This is a genomic window from Cupriavidus sp. SK-4 (assembly GCF_000611125.1).
Classification (GTDB): Bacteria; Pseudomonadota; Gammaproteobacteria; order Burkholderiales; family Burkholderiaceae; genus Cupriavidus; species Cupriavidus necator.
In genome coordinates this window covers 46,377-63,399 of the sequence record NZ_JFJW01000061.1, presented here as the reverse complement: position 1 = coordinate 63,399, position 17,023 = coordinate 46,377, and the positions used below count along the sequence as shown (strand labels likewise).

Below are 17,023 nucleotides of genomic sequence, written 5' to 3'. Positions count from 1 at the left end.
GCACCATCGTCCAGATGGCCGTCTCCTCCCGATGGAGGAGGGGAGCCTCCATCTGTGCCGTGGTCGGCGGGCTCTCGCTTGCAATGTGTGTCAGCGCACCGAGACTTTCAGCCGGCATTCCTACGATCAATGCATCGTGGGTGAAGTACCGGCCTGGTTGCCTGCCCGCTTCGCGAGGAGATCGCCGTGAGATCAATCTACAGCTGTGCCATCGAGCGCCCCAACCAGCCGCAGCGCCGCCCTGCGGCGTCGCTGCTGCCTGTCCTGGCCGCCGCGCTGCTGACGGCATGCGCCGCCTCCCCCGGCATGGTTTTCGACAGCAACGCACCGGTCAAGGCGGTCGGGCCCAACGCAACCACCACCGTGACGCCGATCACGCTCGATCTCGTGCGCGAACTGCGCCACAAGATCAAGCCCGCCAACGAGGGCGTCGAAGAGCTGTACGCCCCTGCGCAGCCTTACCGGATCGGCCCGGGCGACATCATTTCAGTGGTGGTGTGGGACCACCCGGAACTGGTCTTCCCGACCCAGACCTATAGCCCCGGCGCGAGCTTCGAAATCCCCGCCTCGACCGGCGGCTCCAACCTGCCCGGCTACGTGGTGAGCGCGCAGGGAGACATCCAGTTTCCCTATGCCGGCTCGCTCAAGGTGGCGGGCAAGACCGCCAACCAGGTGCGCGACGAAACCGCCCGCATCCTCTCCCGCGTGGTGCGCAATCCACAGATGACCGTGCGCGTGCTGGGCTTCCGCAGCCAGCGCGTCTATGTCGACGGCGAAGTGCGCACGCCCGGCATGCTCGCCATCGACGATGCGCCGATGACGCTGGTCGAAGCGCTCAACCGCGCCGGCGGCGTGCTGAACCTGACCGGCGACAACAGCCGCATACGCGTGACGCGCGGCGAACGCAGCTGGTACGTCAATATCCCGGCCCTGCTGGCCAGGGGCAAGGATCCGGCCCGCATCATGCTGCGCTCCGGTGACATCGTGCGTGTGGAACAGCGCGAGGACAACAAGATCTTCGTGACCGGCGAAGTGGCGAAACCGACATCACTGCTGATGCGCAATGGCCGCATGACGCTGAACGAGGCGCTGGGTGACGCCGGCGGCGTGAATCCGGGCACGGCCAACGCGGAGCAGATCTTCGTCATCCGCAAGGCACCCAACGGCGAACCCTCGGTGTTCCACCTGGACGGCACCTCGCCGGCGGCACTGGCCATTGCCGAAGGCTTTGAGCTGGAGCCGAAGGACGTGGTCTATGTCGACGCCCGCGACCTGGTTCGCTGGAGCCGCGTGATGAGCCTGCTGCTGCCGTCGACGTCGCTGGTCGGCACTGCGGCAGGGATCAAGTGAGTGAAACAGGCATGCCAAGAACCATTCTTGTCGTCTGCCTCGGCAATGTCTGCCGCAGCCCGATGGCGGCAGTGCTGCTCAACCGCGCCCTGCCCGGTTTCGATGTGACCTCGGCCGGACTCGCGCCGCCTGTCGGCGCCGCGGCCGATCCGCGCGCCGTGCGCTTGCTGGCCCACGAGGGCTGCGACCTCGCCGGCCACCGGGCGCGCGCCGTCGATAGTGTCCTGGTCGAATCCGCCGACCTGGTGCTGGTCATGGAGAGCCTCCAGCGGGAAGCGCTCGAACAGCGCTTCCCGCAGTCGCGCGGCAAGACGTTCAGGCTTTGCGAAGGCATGGATCTCGACGTGCCCGACCCGTACGGCAGTTCGCAGCAGATGTTCAGCATTGTCCTGGAGATGATCAAGCAGGGAATCTTGTCCTGGTCGTCGCAACTGGAACAGGAACACGCCATTGCGTCGATTGACAGCCACAGGGAGGCGACATGAGAACCATAACCAACCGAGATGACGCGATCGAGGAAGCCGCAGACCAGGACAAGTCTGTCGACCTGACCGCCTACCTCGACATTCTGGTCCGCTACCGCTGGACGTTCCTCGGCACCGCCATCTTCGTCGTCACGCTGGGCCTGCTCTACGCCATGGTCGCGTCGCCGGTCTACCGCACCGACATCGTGGTCCAGGTGGAGGAAAGCAATGGCCCGCTGGGCGGCAGTGCAAGCAAGCTGTCCACGTCGATCTCGCCGATACTGGACATCAAGCCGGCGGCTACTGCGGAAATGGAACTGCTGCGTTCGCGCATGGTGGTGGGCAAGGCCGTGGCATCCCTGCATCTGGATGTCGAGGCGCACCCGCGCTACTTTCCGTTGATCGGGCAGACCATCGCGCACCTCAAGCGGGAACTGTCCAACCCGGGCCTGTTCGGCTGGGGCGGCTATGCCTGGGGCAGCGAATCGATTGCGGTCAAGGAGCTGGACGTGCCGGCGTCGATGGAAGACCGCAGGATCGACCTGACCGCAACCGGCAACGGCGGCTATTCGGTGTCGCTCAATGGCGGCGACGTCAAGGCCAGCGGCAAGGTCGGCGCGCCCCTGTCGATCGCTACGCCGGCCGGCGCCGTCCGCCTGGTGGTCAGCGAGCTCGACGCACGGCCCGGCGTCAGGTTCGAGCTGCGCCGGCTGCCACGCAGCACCGCCATCGAACGCTTGCAGGGCAGGCTCGTGATCACCGAGCGCGGCAGGCAAAGCGGCGTGATCGGCATCTCGCTGGAAGGCGACAACCCTGCGATGGTGGCGGCCACGCTCAACGAGATCGGCAACGCCTATGTCGAGCAGAACGTGCTGCGCAAGGCGGCCGAAGCGGAGAAGTCGCTGGCCTTCCTGGAACAGCAGATGCCTCAGCTCAAGCAGCAGGTCGAGACCTCCGAGAACCGCTACAACGCCATGCGCAACCAGCGCGGCACGGTTGACCTGCCCGAGGAATCCAAGCTGATGCTGAACCAGTCGGTCCAGCTCCAGACCAAGCTGCAGGAGCTTCGGCAGAAGCGGCAGGAACTGGACGCGCGCTTCATGCCCAACCATCCTGTCATTTCCCTGATTGACGCCCAGATCGCCAGCGTCAACGCCCAGATCAATGGCCTGGCGGGCCGCATCCAGAAGCTGCCTGACGTCGAGCAGAACGTGCTGCGCCTGATGCGCGACGTGAAGGTCAGCACCGAGATGCTGCAGTCCCTGCTCAACGACGTGCAGCAGCTCAGGCTGATGAAGGCCAGCAAGGTGGGCAACTCGCGCCTGGTCGACGCGGCGGAAGTGCCGATCGGCCCGATCCGCCCGAACCGCGAGGTGATTGCCACGCTGGCGGTCGTGCTCAGCCTGATCGCCGGCTTGGCGGCGGTAGTGCTGCGCCACGCTTTCAACGGCGGCGTCGCCGACGCGGACGAGATCGAGCGCAGGACCGGCCTGGTGGTCTACACCACGATTCCCTTCGCCCCGCAGGAGGCGCAGACGCAGGACGCCGCAAACGGTGGCGGCTTGCTGGTACGCGAGCAGCCGGACGATCCCGCGGTGGAGACGCTGCGCAGTTTCCGCACCGCCCTGCAGTTCGCGCTGGCCGGCAACAAGAACCGGACCGTGGTCATCACGGGCCCCGCGCCCGGCGTCGGCAAGTCGTTTATCTGCGCGAACTTCTCGGTGATCGCCGCCAGCGGCCGGCGCGTGGTGCTGATTGACGCCGACCTGCGGCGCGGATCGCTGCATCGCCGCTTTGGCGCCCAGCGCACGCCCGGGCTCACCGAACTGCTGCTGGGCGCGCCGTTCGAACAGGTCGTGCAAAGAGAGGTCGCGCCTGGCCTGGACTTTATTTCGACCGGGAGCGAGCCGCCGCATGCGGCGGATGTCCTGCTCAGCCCCGCCATGGAGACCTTGCTCGACACGCTCACCAAGCGCTACGACCTGGTCCTGATCGACACCCCGCCGATCCTGGCCGCCACCGACGCCGGTATCCTGGCGGGCAAGGCAGCGGCAGTCTTCCTGGTGGCGCTCGCCGAGAAGACCACGGTGAACGAATTGCAGGCATCCTATCGGGCCCTGCGGCAGAGCGGGGCGGACGTCAAGGGTGTGCTGCTCAACGGCCTGCGCATCGAGGGGCGCTGGTACCGGGCCCACTACTACTTCGGCAAGTACCGCTACCTCGGCGAGTACAGCGCGAAGCCGCCAAAGCGGGCCTGAGGAAGGTCAGCCGGCAAGTGCTACGGGCTTCGGACAACCGTTGGTGTGCTCCCTCTCCTGCGTGCGGGAGAGGGGAGCAAACCAGCGGCATGATCCACGACACCGATGCTGACCTCGGGCCGACGCTGACCCAACCACAGCCAGCGTTCATTCAGGGGGACATGATGTCTGCTCCGCACCAGCGCAACAAATCGAAGCACCTCTGGCCGTCCGTCTCCGCAGTCGCCTGTTCTTCGTTCCTGCTGCTTCCGAGCTACGCGCAGACCAAGCCCTCCGGACGCCCGGATCCCTGCCCGCTCCTGACCGCCGAGAAACAGGCCTATCCCGGCGCCACCGTGAGGTCCATCACCTCCTACGGCGCCAGGGGAGATGGCGCCACGGATGAGTATCTGGCGTTCCAGATGATGGCCGCAGATATTTCCAATCAACGATTTGCCAGGCGGCAGATCGTATATTTCCCCAAGGGCACCTACTACATCGATCGCTACGCCGTCACCCGCGGTCCCTGGGCGAACCACAACCAGAATATCCGGCTGCTGAAAGCCAGCAATTTCAGCCTGATCGGCTGCACCGGGTCGGTTGTTTCCTTCAAAGGGAACTTCACCATCACCAACGACCACTTCTCTGGTCGATCATGGTATTCGGCCAGGCACCAGCTCGGGTTCGAGATCAGGAACGCCAGCAACTTCAGGATCTCGGGCCTGGAGCTCAACGGAAACGTCGACAAGCTGTCGCGGCCACCCTCGCCGAATGGCAAGCCCCTGAGTGAAACGCCTTCCTATGGCATCCAGACGAACGCGAGTTCCAACTACGAGCTCAGCCACCTGAAGATCCACCACTTTGCCTGCGATGGCCTGTTCATCGGCGGCGACTTCAACGCCGATCTCAATGGCACCATCCACGCGGTGGATTCTTACAACAATGCCCGTCAGGGCATGAGCATCATGCAGGCAAGATCCTTCCGGATCACCAACTCCTCATTCCGCAACACGGGTCTGACCGACGGGGCCTACCCTAGCCACGCGCCCGCGGCCGGGGTGGATATCGAGCCAGACGGAACGCCGGCTGACGGCGTGACGGCGAGAACCGGAGACATGGTCTTCGATGCCTGCCGCTTCGTGAATAACAAGGGCTCGCAGTTCGTCGGCGGCGACAATGGCCGGAACACCGAAAACGTCACCATCCGCAATTCGGAGTTCGTCGGCCGGGCCGGGAACAAGCATCCTTATGTGATCATCCTGTCAGCGCCCGGATCCGTCATTGAAAACAATCACATCGATACCATCGACGGCGGTGTTTATCCCTCTTTCTCGGAAGGCATTGGCGACATGAAGACCGTGAATACGATCGTCAGGGGAAACACCATCAGGAGCAGTGGCGTCGGGCTTCAGGCGGCCGATGCGGGGGCAAGCGTCGTGATCGAGAACAACACCTTCATCAGCACGCACGGGCCTGACTACCGGGACGATTTTCCCAATATCAGGGCCGGGGTTGCCAGCTTCTCAGGCAATAAGCTTTCCTATCCGCACAAGAACTTCGGCTCCAGATCGGTGGTCGGCATCATCAAGGCATCCACGTTCATGAACAACTCGATCACGACGGACCTGACCGGTGGCAACTACACCATCAAGGTTGGCGCCGGGGCCGATGCTGCAAACAACATCGTTGGCGCCCATATCCTGTTTGCGCAATAGCGGCCTCGTGCGGCCTGGTGCCTTGACTCGCACTTCATCGCGGCCGCCGCCGCCCACTCCTGCGGCAGGACCCTGACGGGTTGCCCGCAGAAATGGGTACGGCCAGCGTCCTGCCGCTCAGGATTGCCTGGGCGCTTCTGACTTTGCCAGTGCCGGATGCCTGAGCTGTGGCGGCGGCAGGGGCATGCCCAGATAGGGATTGATAGTATTGAAGTCCGCCCGGTTGCTGCGCCGGGGCATGACGCCGTTGAGAATGCCACCGGCCAGCCGCGCATTGGCATGCGCCAGGCGCTTGAGGGTTTCGTCGACCTGCGCCGTCGCCGTGACATCGGCGCGCACCACCACCAGCGTGGAACCGGCCAGGTTGGCCACCAGCGTGGCATCGGCCACCGCCATCACAGGCGGCGTGTCCACCAGCACCAGGTCGAAGCGGCCCGCGCACAGCCGCAGGGATTCCGCCAGCGCGGGCAGCATCAGCAGCTCGGACGGATTGGCCGGCACCGCGCCGCGACTGAGCAGGAACAGGCCGTTGACCACGCTCGGCTTGACCGCGTCGGCGATCGCACTGCGGCCCGCAAGCACTTCTGCCAGCCCGGGCTCGGCAGGCAGGTCGAACCAGTCCGCCACGCGGCCGCGGCGCAGGTCGGCGTCGACCAGCAGCACGCGCTGGCCGGCTTCGGCGAACAGCACCGCCAGGTTGACCGCCGCGAAGGTCTTGCCGGCGCCGGCGGCGGGGCTGGTCACCGCGACCACGCAGTTGGGTGCATCGCGCAACGCGAAATGCAGCGCCGCCCGCAGCGTGCGCAGGCCTTCCACGGCAAGCGAATGCGGGGCGCGCCGCGCCAGCAGGAACTGGTCGTGCAGGCCCTGGCGCAGCAGCCGTTCGGCGCGCGCGCGTTCGTCCTCGGGCGCGGCGGCCGTGGCGGCGTCGATCACGCTGGTGACGGACTCGGGCCAGCCCAGGCGCACATTGGGCGGCAGCACAAAGCCGGAGGCGATGCCCAGGCGGCGCTTGGCGTCGACCAACCGTTCCAGCTCGGTCTGCTCGTTGCTGAAGGCGATATCGCCCAGCATGGCCATGCCCAGGCGCTGTTCCGCATCGGCGGCGCTGGCCACCGACGGGCGCATGCGCTGGCGCAGGTTGACCGCGGCCACGCCCAGGCACAGGCCGAGCAAGGCGCCGGCGGAGGCGAACGGCCACGCGCCGAGACCGACCGGTGTGACCGGCGCGATCGCGGCATCGACCACGCGCATCTGGGTGGAGCTGTCGGACAGCATCAGCGACAGCTGCTCGACCTTGCTGCGCAAGGACATGTACATGTCCTCGGCCACCTTGACATCACGCGTGAGCGCCACCGATTCGCGCTCGGTGGCCGACAAGGTCTGCATGCGCGCGTCGATCTCCGCGCGCTCGCGAGTCATCTGCTGGATCTGGCTGTCGACGGTGCGGACCTCGTTGGCCTCGGGCGTGAAGCGCTGCAGCAGCCGCGTGCGCTCAAGCCTGAGCGCAGCGATCTGGCGCTGGTACTCCATGCTGTTGCTCAGGAACGACTGCGCGTCGCGGCTTGGCTGCAGCGAACCCGTGCGCGCGCGGTAGCGCGTGAGCGCCTCCTCGGCGCGCGTGAGCTCTCTCTGCACGCGCGGCAACTCGCCCGACAGGAACGCGAGCGTGCCGGCCGCGTCCTGGCGCCGCTTGTCGGTCTGGCCGTCGATATAGGCGCGCGTGACCCCGTTGACGAGTTGGGCGGCAAGCTGGCGGTCCGGGTATTGCCAGCTCACGCGTACGGTGCCGCCCGGCGCGGCCAGGGGGTCGGCCGCGCCGCCCAGGCTCGCCGGGGTTTCGGTGCGTTCGCTTTCCACCGTGAGCCCGCGGCGCACGGACTCGGCGGTGCGGGCCAGGTCGTGCCGCGTGAGCTGGAAGCGCGTACCGGGCGCGGCCTCGATCTTGTCCACGCGCAGCACAATGCCGTTGGCCATCGCAGTCTCGCCGGCCCGCCCTTCCAGCAGCAAGGTGTCCTGCTGCATCAGGCGGTAGCGGCCCTCGCGGCGCACCTCGAAGGTGAGCGGCTGGTCTACCAGCGCCTCGGGCACGGTCATGCTGGCGATCACCAGGCGCTCGCCCCCCCAGGCATAGCCCAGGCTGGCGGGCCAGGTGCCGCGCGGCTGGCCGGGTGTGGAAAAGCGCTGCACCAGCGCGCCCACCAGCGGCGCACGCAGCGGCTGCGCGGTGATATCGAGCCGCAGCCGTTCCACCACCGGACCGACCACGGCGCGGCTCTTGAGCAGGCCCGCGTCGAAGACCGCCTGGCCCTGCGTCTGCGTGACGCTGCGCATGCCGCCATCGCGCCCCTCTACCTGCACCAGCGCCTGCACGCGATACTGCGGCGGCTCGGACAGCGCCACCAGTAAGCCTGCGGCCGCACCGGCCACGCCAGCCGCGGCGATCCAGCCGAGGTGGTCCATCAGCGCGCGCGCCTGCGTGGTGCCCGGCTGGGCATCACGGCGCGGGGTGGCGCTCTCAGCCGGTCCACCGGCATATGACAGTCTGCTCACGAGTACGGCTCCTCAAATGGGATCGGCGCGGCGTATGCACGCCGCGCCTCGCAGGCCACGCGCGCCGGAGCGTGCCGCTCAGGCGCTGGCCAGCGCGGGCAGCAGGCGGTCATACTCGCGCTTGACCAGCTTGTAGCACTCGCACGAATGCTTCTCCAGCCCGCAGCGGTCAAGCACGGTGATATGACCGCGGCTGTGGTGGATCAGGCCCAGGTCTTCCAGCTTGCCGGCCGCTTCGGTCACGCCTTCGCGGCGCACGCCGAGCATGTTGGCGATGACCTGCTGGGTGATCACCAGCTCGTTGGAGCTGAGGCGGTCGATGGCAAGCAGCAGCCAGCGGCACAGTTGCTTGTTCAGGGAGTGGTGGCGGTTGCAGGCCGCGGTCTGTGCGATCTGCGTGAGCATGGCCTGCACGTACAGCAGCGTCACGCGCTGCAGCGTGGGCAGGCGCGGCAGTTCGCCGCGCAGCAGGCGCGCGGGAATGCGATAGGCCATTCCGGGGCTGCGCACTTCCACCCGGCTGGGCATGGTGTCGCCGCCGGTGACCACCGGGATGCCGACCAGCCCTTCGTTGCCGACCGCGGCGATCTCGACCGTCGCGCCGTCCTCCAGCAGCGATAGCAGCGACACCACCGCGGTGGTCGGGAAATAGACGTGGACGATGCGCTGGCCGGAATCAGTCAGGAGTTCGCCGGCGCGCAGACGGACCAGCTCGAAGTGCTGCGCCAGCGTCTCCCACTCGCCGCGCGGCAGCGCGCTGAGCAGGTGATTGACATGCAGATCCGATCGATGCGTAATCATTTTCGTACCCCCTGTCCAATCCCGTGTCCGGGAACAACGCTCTGCCGGCCTGGCTCGGCACGACTGCTGTCCGAGAACCGGCTGGCTACGCCGCCGACCCAGGTGCGGCGCTCTTTGCAAGCCAGTGCCTCTATTTAGCGTCATGGCAGCGCGCTCCGACAGTAGGCGAACGGCTGGGAAACGGTCATCCATCGGGAGGTTGGACGGAAAGGCGAGAGTGAAGCGGGCGCGGACAAGGGCGCCATGCGCCGCGGCGGCTGCGATGCCCGCCGCCCGCCAACAAGGCGAGGCAGCACGGCGGCTGGAAGCGGTTACGGGCTAATCAGCCACGGCAGGCACGCAAGGCTGGATGCATGGCATGCCCTCCGCTGTCGGCATGAGACCAGGGCTATCGTGCAAAAGGCGGATGCACCGGGTTGCCCCCGACGCCGGATCGAACCGGTTCTGTGCCACGCGCCGGAGGCGGCACGCCAGCCACGGGCTGCCCGCTGCATGCAGGAACTGCCGGCTCATGGCGTGAACTCGCCGAAATGCGCGGCCAGCAACGGCACGCTGGCCAGGTATGAGGCTTCGAGCTGGTCCAGGCAGTCTTCGCAACGGTCCGGTTTGCGGCTGATGACCGCGCGCATCAGGCGGAACTGCATCACCATCGCCTCCGAGGCCATGGTGTAGCAGGCTTGCGCCGCCTTCTCGGGCACCTCCTGCCCGTGCATCACCAGCCAGCGCAGGTAGCGCGCCAGCAGCTCGAAATTGGCGCCGAGCTGGCGCAGCACGCCCGACGCGTAGTGGTGAAAGCCCGGTTCGCCGCGCGCCATCAGCCGCTCCAGATGCTGGGGAAATACCGCGCGAAACAGGGTGACGGGGTTCTCGCGCGGACGGTTGCCCAGGTGAAAGCGCAGCAATGCCAGCGAGGCCTCGAGCAGCGTCTCGGCAGCGTGCGGGTGCCCGTTGCGGCGGACCACGTCGGCATGCATGAAGGGCAGCGCCTCGGCACTGCGCACGCCCGGTGCCAGGCGAATGATGGCGGCGTAGTCCTCGCCGGTCGCGGTGTGGTAGCCGTCGGAGTGGTAGTAGCCGACCGCGCCGGCCTCGGGGATCAACACATCGATGGCAATGCAGGTGGGCGTGCAATGGCGCAGGTAGCCGGCGCCGCGGGGTGGCGGTAGCTGGCTGCTGTCCAGCTCCATCACGACGATATGGCCGCGCGAGGTCTGTGCCGCCACGTGCGACTCGAGCGAGTCGTAGAACGTCAGCGCGTGCACGGTGAGGCCGTACAGCCGCTCCAGGTCGGCATCCGGAAAGCGGCACTGCGTGAAGTGGTCGGCCTCGAAATCCTGCCGCACCGCGCAGGCCAGTGCCGCGACTGGCGGCAGGTCCAGCCCGTGCAGCAGTTCGATCCAAAGGTCGATATGGCAGTTGACGTGCGACCACACCGGATTGCCGCCGCGCAATCCCGGTCCGCCCCGTCCACGCATCCTGGTGTCGCCGTGCACTAGTGACCTCCGCACCTGCCATGCCGTTTCATGAGCGGGTACGGATGGCCCATGCCGGGCCCGCGCGCGTGCCTGACGTGCGATACGGCAGGCCGAGCGCTGACACCAGTCATTTTTCCGTCTCCCCCTGAACCCGAGCCAGATACTTGCTGCCATTGGCCGTGATGGCGATCTTGGCGCGCGCGGTTCAGGCCAGTCTGTTGGACGGCGCACAAACAGGCAAAGGGTTCAGGCGGTTCAGGGCACTCAGCCGCAAATATGCACGCATGGTGCTTCTGGTTGATGGAGGAGCGCGAGCTGATTGGTTATCGTCAAGGAGACGTGTGGGCGGGCAGTATGGCCCGCACGCCTTCAAAGCCCGCATGGTCCCCCGGTCGGCGGGCTTCTTTTTTGGCTCGCAGGCAAGCTGCTCGATCACGAAGGGAACGACAAAAGCACAGTGGCACCCGGCGAGGCCGCCGGGTGCCACTGTGCATGATGCTCGCTTGATGCCTGCAGGTTCAGGCTACGAGTGGCGGCGGCACGCGATGCCGATGCTGGGCAATGATCAGCGCCCTCAGGCTTTCCACACGCAGCCGCGCTTCGCGCTCGCCGGCCGCGCGGGCCGCGTCGGCGGCGGCCAGCTCGCAGTCAAACTGACGCCCGTGCAGTTCGCCGCGGTAGAGCAGCGGCTCATCGCTGCCCTCATTGGCACCCGCGTGGCAACCATGGTCCAGGCTGGCAGCCAGCCTGATCTCGAAGCAGCACGCCCACTTGCCTCTGCCTTCGCGCACAGCAAAGCCGCGAACGACGAGGAATTCCAGTCCGGCCTCCATATGACCCCCTTACTTCCCCGGGGCGGCCTGCCTGCAAATTGGGCTGGCTTCTGCCTCCGGGCGAATCAAGCATAGGTAATCGGGTGCAATGCGCACTCCTCCGGTGGATGTAGGCCTGCTCGCTCAAAGGAGGGAGGCGGTGGTCCCGTTGGCGCCCGTCAGCGACAGTGCCATGCGCGGAAAGCACTGGCCGCCGGCCCACACCAGCGCGGTGGCAGCGCAGACCAGTTCGAGCGGCGCCGGCAGCGCGAGACACCCGCTGGCACCGAGCAGCGCGGCATGCAGCATCAGCGAGGCATCGAGGCGATCGGACAGCACCAGCCAGCGCCGTGGCGCCAGGCGTGCCTGCAGCTGGTCCAGCAACGCACGCGGGTCGCCCTCCAGCGCGCTGCAATCGATCAGCGCAATATCGGCCGGGTCCGGCGATGGCTCCGATGACGAAGCCTGCGTCGATGCGCACGCCGATTCATGCAGCCACTGCGGCGTGCGCCACGTGATCGGCTGCGGCACGTCCAGTGCGTTCAGGCGACGCGCCAGGACACGGCACATCATTTCATTGCTGGCGATGAGGTAGGTCGGCATTGACTCGGTCTGGCAGCGGGCCCGGGCCGCAGATGCGCTTGCCACCCGGTCGGGATCCGGGCCGCGGAGCGGCCCGCCTTGCAGGGCATCAGGGCAGCGCCGGCCGCCGGCAAAAGTGTCTGCAGATGCCTTTCATCACAAGGTAGCAAGCCGCCGCCGCCGCTGCCTCATGCTTTTGGCCGAGAGCCGCTCGCCAGAAGGATGAGGCGCGGCCCTTGAGAGCCGCGCCGCCACCCCTCACGCAGCCTGGCAGGTGGGGTCAGGCGCCGGCACCCGGGTCACCGGATTGGCGGGCGTGGCGGGCCCGGCCCAGTTGAGCGTGGCGCCCTTCTGCAGGGCAACGTAGACGGCTTCGCCCTTGTTGCGCACGTGCAGGCGCTGGTACAGCGTGCAGGCATGCGTCTTCGCGGTGGCCACCGAGATATTCAGCATGCGGCTGACCGTCTTGATGGGATAGCCCCGCGCCAGCAGCGCTAGCACTTCGTACTGGCGCTCGGTGATGTTCAGCAGGTGCGCGCCGGCCGACGGGGTTTCGTGGTATGTCGCATGCGCCTGGAAATGGCGCTGGGGCGCGGGCACCGCATGGTCGAGCACGGCCTCGCCGATGCCAGCGCGCAGCGCCACGACCCGGGCCTCGCCCTGCCCTGCGCTGCTTGCCAGCGGGGCAGGGCCGGCATCGAGTTCCGGTTGCCAGGCGTGGCTGCCCTGGGCACGCGCCGGGAAGCACTCGCCGCCGGCCAGCACCAGGCGCACCGCGGCATCGAGCGCATCCGCGCTGCAGCTCTTGGCCACGCAGCCGCGCACCGGCTCAGGCAAGCCCGCACCCGGCAGCGATGGCGCCGCCTGATCGCTGAGGACCAGCACGCGCTGCGGGCGTAGCCGCTGGCACAGTTCGTCCAGCATGGCCCAGCCGCCGGCGTGATCGGCAGGCAAGCCATAGATCAGCAGGTCGGCATCGTACAGCCACAAATCTGAATCGACTGGGGCGAGGGGATCGATATCGATCAGGTCACCAGGAATATGTGCTTGGGCCAGCAGATGGCGCAGACCCAGGCGCAGGAGGGGGTGAGGCTCGATCAAGAGGATGGTGGCCATGGCCGCTCTCTTATTATTGCGGCAAGTACGGACCCTGCGACAATCCGCGCTTGCTTGTCGGAAATGCTCCGCTATCTTGCGGTTGCAGTTCCATACGATCCGCCATCGCTCCAGACCGCCTGGCAGCCTTCCCGTCTGGCTGCAGGTCCGTCCTTCCCGTGGAGATACCGGATCGCCCCGTTTTGCGTGTTAAGACGCTTATGTAGAAAGAGTCTTAGATTCGACTGAAGTCTGATCTAAGTATTTATAACTCCTGACCTGCAGCATATGAAACGCGTAGGGCGAATGCAAGGTGATGGTGCGCTGCGGCGGGGTTTCCCCGAGCACTGCCTGACGCCAGCATACGGATCGCACAAGGCCAGCGGGGATGACTTTCCAGTGAAAACACGCATAAAATTATCGGCATTGCATTTCGCTATGCATTTCGGGCCGGATGAATTCTCGCTCGCTTCAAGTGCCTTATAAATCAAGAAGTTAGCCATTCAGCGCATACGTGCCCATGATTCCTGGAATGATGACGGTCAGCCTCACCCGCAGCGAGTTTGCGGCGGTGCGCGCCTATGTCCAGGGCATGCCGGCGGCCATGGTGGTGCCCCGCTACCTGGCCGACGAAGCCGATGATGACGATGCCGGGGCCGAGTCTGCGCTACGGACCCTGCTTGCCCTGCGCGACCGGATGGTCCAGCTCGCGCACCTGCACGGGCGGGCCGACCTCGCCGAACTGCTGCTGGCCGGCCCTGGCCGCTCCAACCGCGGCATGGACCGCCGCGTGGACGCGCTGGCCGAGCTCGAACGGTTGGGTACGGCGGCGCCGCGCCCCCAGCATGGCGTGGAGTTGTGGTTTGCACCAGCCTTGGCGCGGCGCTTGCGCAAGGCTGAAATTGTGACGCTTAATACTCTTTTTGAGCTTGCGAACCAGCGCGGCAGCGCCTGGTGGCGGGCCGTCCCGCGCATTGGCGCGCTTGCCGGCGCCGCCGTCAACCGCTGGCTCAGCGAGAACCGCGCTGCCTTCCGGGACCCGGACGGCAAGCCGCTGCTGGGCGCGCACGTCGGCAACCGCACTTTGCTCGAGAAAGGCGCGCTTGGGCCAGGGATGCGCCAGCCGTTGCCGCTGGAATGGATGACGGTGTCGCCCGCATTGGACCCTGGCGCCAGCTGCCCGTACAGTCAGGGCCTCGACGTGGTCCAGGCCTGGCTGCGCGATGCCGCAGGCGACAGCGGCAGCACGTTCTCGGCCTACCGCAAGGAGGCGGAGCGCCTGCTGCTCTGGGCAGCGCTGGAGCGGCGCAAGGGCCTGTCCCAGCTTGATCTGGACGACCGCCGGGCCTACCTGGGCTTCCTGGCGCAGCCCGAACCTGTCAGCCGCTGGTGTGGACCGCGGGCACCGCGCCACCTGGCCGGATGGCGTCCGTTCACGGGCCCGCTCAGTCCGGCAAGCGTGCGGCACAGCATGCGGGTGGTGGCCGCCCTCTTCCGCTGGATGCATGGCAACGGGTACCCAAGCGCAGCGCTCTGGCCAGCTCAGATCCCGGACGGCACCGAAGCATCGGCGGCAACAGCGGCGGCGCGGCCGGACGCCTTGCAGGTTCCCGAGGCCAGCCTGGCCCCCTTCCTGTCATGGCTGGAACGCCGGGGCGGCGACGGCGATGGCCAGCGCTACCGGACGGCCCATGCGGCAATCCTGCTGTTGCGGGAACACCGGCTCAGCCTGGACCGGCTGACCTCGGTCACGCGGCGTTCACTGGCCCCGATGCAGCAGCCTGCGCGGAGTCCGGAACACGGTATGGGAAGTGCTGCGCCATTCGGAACGCCTGGCTTTGGCCTGACCACGCAGCATGCACTGGCCAGGCATTGGCGTGACCGCAACCTCCAGTGGGATGGCGCGGGCACCGAATGCGCCTCGCTGATCGGCCCCCCCGCCGCGCCGCCGACCCGGCGCGCGCAGCGCAAGCTGGCGGCATTGCCCCAGGCCGGCTACTCGGTGCGCGGCCTGCACGCCCTGCTGTCCAGCATGCTTGAGCGCTACCGCAAGACCTGTGATCCGGAGTTCGGCGCGCGCTCGCCGCGCGACCTGCTGGCCTGAGCGCTGCGCCGGCAATGCTGCCGCCGCGGCGCCATGGCTTGCCTGCCCGGCTCAGAGCAGCGTCTTGTCCAGCCCGAAGCGGGCCTTCAGGGCCTCGACCAGCGCCTCGCGGGCACTGCGGTCGCTCAGCTGCACGTCCAGCATCACGCGTCCCGAGTCCCATTCCTTGATGGTGCCGAGCAACTGGCCGCTGTCGGTCCGGATCTTGTATTGCCGGCTGATTTCCTTGACCTTGCGCGCCTTGCCTTCCTGCGCATGCTTGCGGATGGCTTCAACCTCGCGGCTCGACAGGCCATCACTGATGATGCGCGCCGCCAGTTCGCGCGTGCGCTCCTCGCCCGCCAGCTTGCAGTACAGCGTCAGCTCATAGCCCGCGGCGATGCCGATCGCGCTCGGGCGCTCGCGCATCACGCCCAGCACGGACTCGGGCAGGCGCAGCAGCGCCAGCGTCTTGTTCACGGTGCCGGCCGACATGCCGGTCAGCTCGCAGATTTCCTCTTCTTTCTGGACCTTGCCTTCGTCCAGCAGCTGGCGCCAGGCGATCGCATTGTCCAGCGCCGACTGGTCCGAGCGTTGCTCGTTGAGCATGAACGACAGCCGGTAGAAGTCCAGGTCGCTCAGGTCGTTTTCGACAAAGCATTCCATCTCGAGCTTGCCGGCAGACGCCAGGGCTCGCTTGCGGTAATGACCGTCGATCAGGATGTAATGGCCGGGGCGCGCCGGATCGGGCGCGGCCAGGCCGGGCGTCTTCTGGCCGTGCGTGGCGATGGATGCCGCCCGCTCCTGCACCACGGCGGGATCGTAGAGGCGCCGCGCGTTGAGGGGATTGTCATGCAGTTGCGCCAGCGGAATCCTGATCAGCTGCCGGCCCGCGGCGGCTTCGCCAAGACTTTCAGCGCTGAAAACGGGCGTGCCATCGGCTCCCCTGCCCTGCAGCAAGCCATTCGGATGCTGGGAAATGGCCGCTTCCGCGCGTGCGAAGCGGTCCAGCGTTTCGTTGCGGTTCTTCTCGGCCGCCATGCCGGCCAGCATGCCAGCCTTGAGGCTCTTCAGTTTGGTAGCCATGCCTAGTGCTCAATCAAAGACAGTATTTCGTCGACCATCATGTCGACCTCCTGCACCGCCTCGCGCGCGCCGGCAACGCCGTGCACGGTGCAGCCGATCGCCTGGCATTCCCGGAATGCCGAGCGCGACCCGATCATCGAATTCAACAGCGGTACGTCGCCGTCGTCGCCAAGGATTTCAATGGCCTGGCGCGCGATCGAGACGCGGCGCTGGACCATATTGGCCATCACGCGGATCAGCAAGGACTCGTTCTGGACCTGGGCGTGTTGCGCCAATGTCTTGGCCGCTACCGCCGCCCACAAATCGGGAGGCGAAGGCACCACCGGAATAATGGCAAGGTCGGAAATCAGCAGCGCGCTCGAGGGCGCTGCCGAATGCACCGCCGGCGGGCAATCCACGACGATGTAGTCATAATCCTGGACGAATTTGCGGACCTCACGGTGCATGGCGCCGCCCGAGGGCGCCAGGCCGATCACCGAAGCCGGGAAAGGCCGCTCGTCGCTGGCCTGCGCCGCCCAGCGGGTAGCGGTGCCTTGCTCGTCCATATCGACCAGCATCGAGCGCGCGCCGCGCAGGCCGAGCGTGCCAGCAAGGTGCATGCTGACCGTGGTCTTGCCGCAACCGCCTTTCTGGTTAAAGACTGTGATGATTTTGGCTGGCACTGCGACCTCTCTTTCAGCGCTGAAAGCGCGGTTGATTCTTAAGGCGCAACTGTAGCCAAAACCAGGTGATGCTTCAACCGTTTTTCAAATTTACAAAAAATATGTCAT

13 protein-coding genes are annotated in these 17,023 nt (G+C 66.8%); 5 read left to right on the top strand and 8 right to left on the bottom strand.

Annotated elements, in window-relative coordinates; translation table 11 throughout:
* Positions 1 to 186 precede the first annotated feature (186 nt).
* The 4 genes from CF68_RS12625 (at position 187) to CF68_RS12610 (ending at position 5,766) form a co-directional block, all read left to right on the top strand.
* Positions 187 to 1,350, top strand: a complete 1,164-nt coding sequence (locus CF68_RS12625) for a polysaccharide biosynthesis/export family protein (protein ID WP_035819185.1) — start codon at positions 187 to 189, stop codon at positions 1,348 to 1,350.
* An 11-nt stretch (positions 1,351 to 1,361) separates the two neighbouring features.
* Entirely contained in the window at positions 1,362 to 1,835 is a 474-nt protein-coding gene (locus CF68_RS12620; RefSeq protein ID WP_035819183.1) for a low molecular weight protein-tyrosine-phosphatase, read from the top strand.
* Entirely contained in the window at positions 1,832 to 4,072 is a 2,241-nt protein-coding gene (locus CF68_RS12615; RefSeq protein WP_035819181.1) for a polysaccharide biosynthesis tyrosine autokinase, read from the top strand. The genes CF68_RS12620 and CF68_RS12615 overlap by 4 nt, the downstream gene beginning before the upstream one ends.
* 89 nt (positions 4,073 to 4,161) lie before the next feature.
* Positions 4,162 to 5,766, top strand: a complete 1,605-nt coding sequence (locus CF68_RS12610; RefSeq protein WP_235205755.1) for a right-handed parallel beta-helix repeat-containing protein — start codon at positions 4,162 to 4,164, stop codon at positions 5,764 to 5,766.
* Positions 5,767 to 5,883: 117 nt separating this feature from the next.
* Here the strand turns inward: CF68_RS12610 and CF68_RS12605 are convergent, their stop codons facing one another.
* The 6 genes from CF68_RS12605 to CF68_RS12580 all read right to left on the bottom strand — a co-directional run bounded on the left by CF68_RS12605 (position 5,884) and on the right by CF68_RS12580 (position 13,105).
* Positions 5,884 to 8,319, bottom strand: coding sequence for a polysaccharide biosynthesis tyrosine autokinase (locus CF68_RS12605; RefSeq protein WP_035819179.1), 2,436 nt, complete (start codon positions 8,317 to 8,319; stop codon positions 5,884 to 5,886).
* 78 nt (positions 8,320 to 8,397) lie between these two features.
* Positions 8,398 to 9,120 carry a Crp/Fnr family transcriptional regulator gene (locus CF68_RS12600; RefSeq protein WP_013951734.1) on the bottom strand — a complete coding sequence of 241 codons (723 nt, stop codon included), beginning with the start codon at positions 9,118 to 9,120 and terminating at the stop codon, positions 8,398 to 8,400.
* Between the two features lie 509 nt (positions 9,121 to 9,629).
* On the bottom strand, positions 9,630 to 10,595 hold the full coding sequence (locus tag CF68_RS12595; protein WP_084187217.1) for a DUF1839 family protein: 966 nt from the start codon (positions 10,593 to 10,595) through the stop codon (positions 9,630 to 9,632).
* A gap of 518 nt (positions 10,596 to 11,113) precedes the next feature.
* Positions 11,114 to 11,428, bottom strand: coding sequence for a hypothetical protein (locus tag CF68_RS12590; protein ID WP_010811142.1), 315 nt, complete (start codon positions 11,426 to 11,428; stop codon positions 11,114 to 11,116).
* A 123-nt stretch (positions 11,429 to 11,551) separates the two neighbouring features.
* Positions 11,552 to 12,010, bottom strand: coding sequence for a response regulator transcription factor (locus CF68_RS12585; protein ID WP_035819173.1), 459 nt, complete (start codon positions 12,008 to 12,010; stop codon positions 11,552 to 11,554).
* Positions 12,011 to 12,247: 237 nt separating this feature from the next.
* A complete protein-coding gene (locus CF68_RS12580) occupies positions 12,248 to 13,105 on the bottom strand; it encodes a response regulator transcription factor (protein WP_035819170.1) in 858 nt (285 codons plus the stop codon).
* Positions 13,106 to 13,616: 511 nt separating this feature from the next.
* Between CF68_RS12580 and CF68_RS12575 the strand changes: the two genes are divergently transcribed.
* On the top strand, positions 13,617 to 15,188 hold the full coding sequence (locus CF68_RS12575; protein WP_084187211.1) for a phage integrase family protein: 1,572 nt from the start codon (positions 13,617 to 13,619) through the stop codon (positions 15,186 to 15,188).
* A 51-nt stretch (positions 15,189 to 15,239) separates the two neighbouring features.
* Here the strand turns inward: CF68_RS12575 and CF68_RS12570 are convergent, their stop codons facing one another.
* Positions 15,240 to 16,253: a ParB/RepB/Spo0J family partition protein gene (locus CF68_RS12570; RefSeq protein WP_035819162.1), complete on the bottom strand. Its 1,014-nt coding sequence runs from the start codon at positions 16,251 to 16,253 to the stop codon at positions 15,240 to 15,242.
* 2 nt (positions 16,254 to 16,255) lie between these two features.
* On the bottom strand, positions 16,256 to 16,915 hold the full coding sequence (locus CF68_RS12565; protein WP_010811147.1) for an AAA family ATPase: 660 nt from the start codon (positions 16,913 to 16,915) through the stop codon (positions 16,256 to 16,258).
* Positions 16,916 to 17,023: the final 108 nt, after the last annotated feature.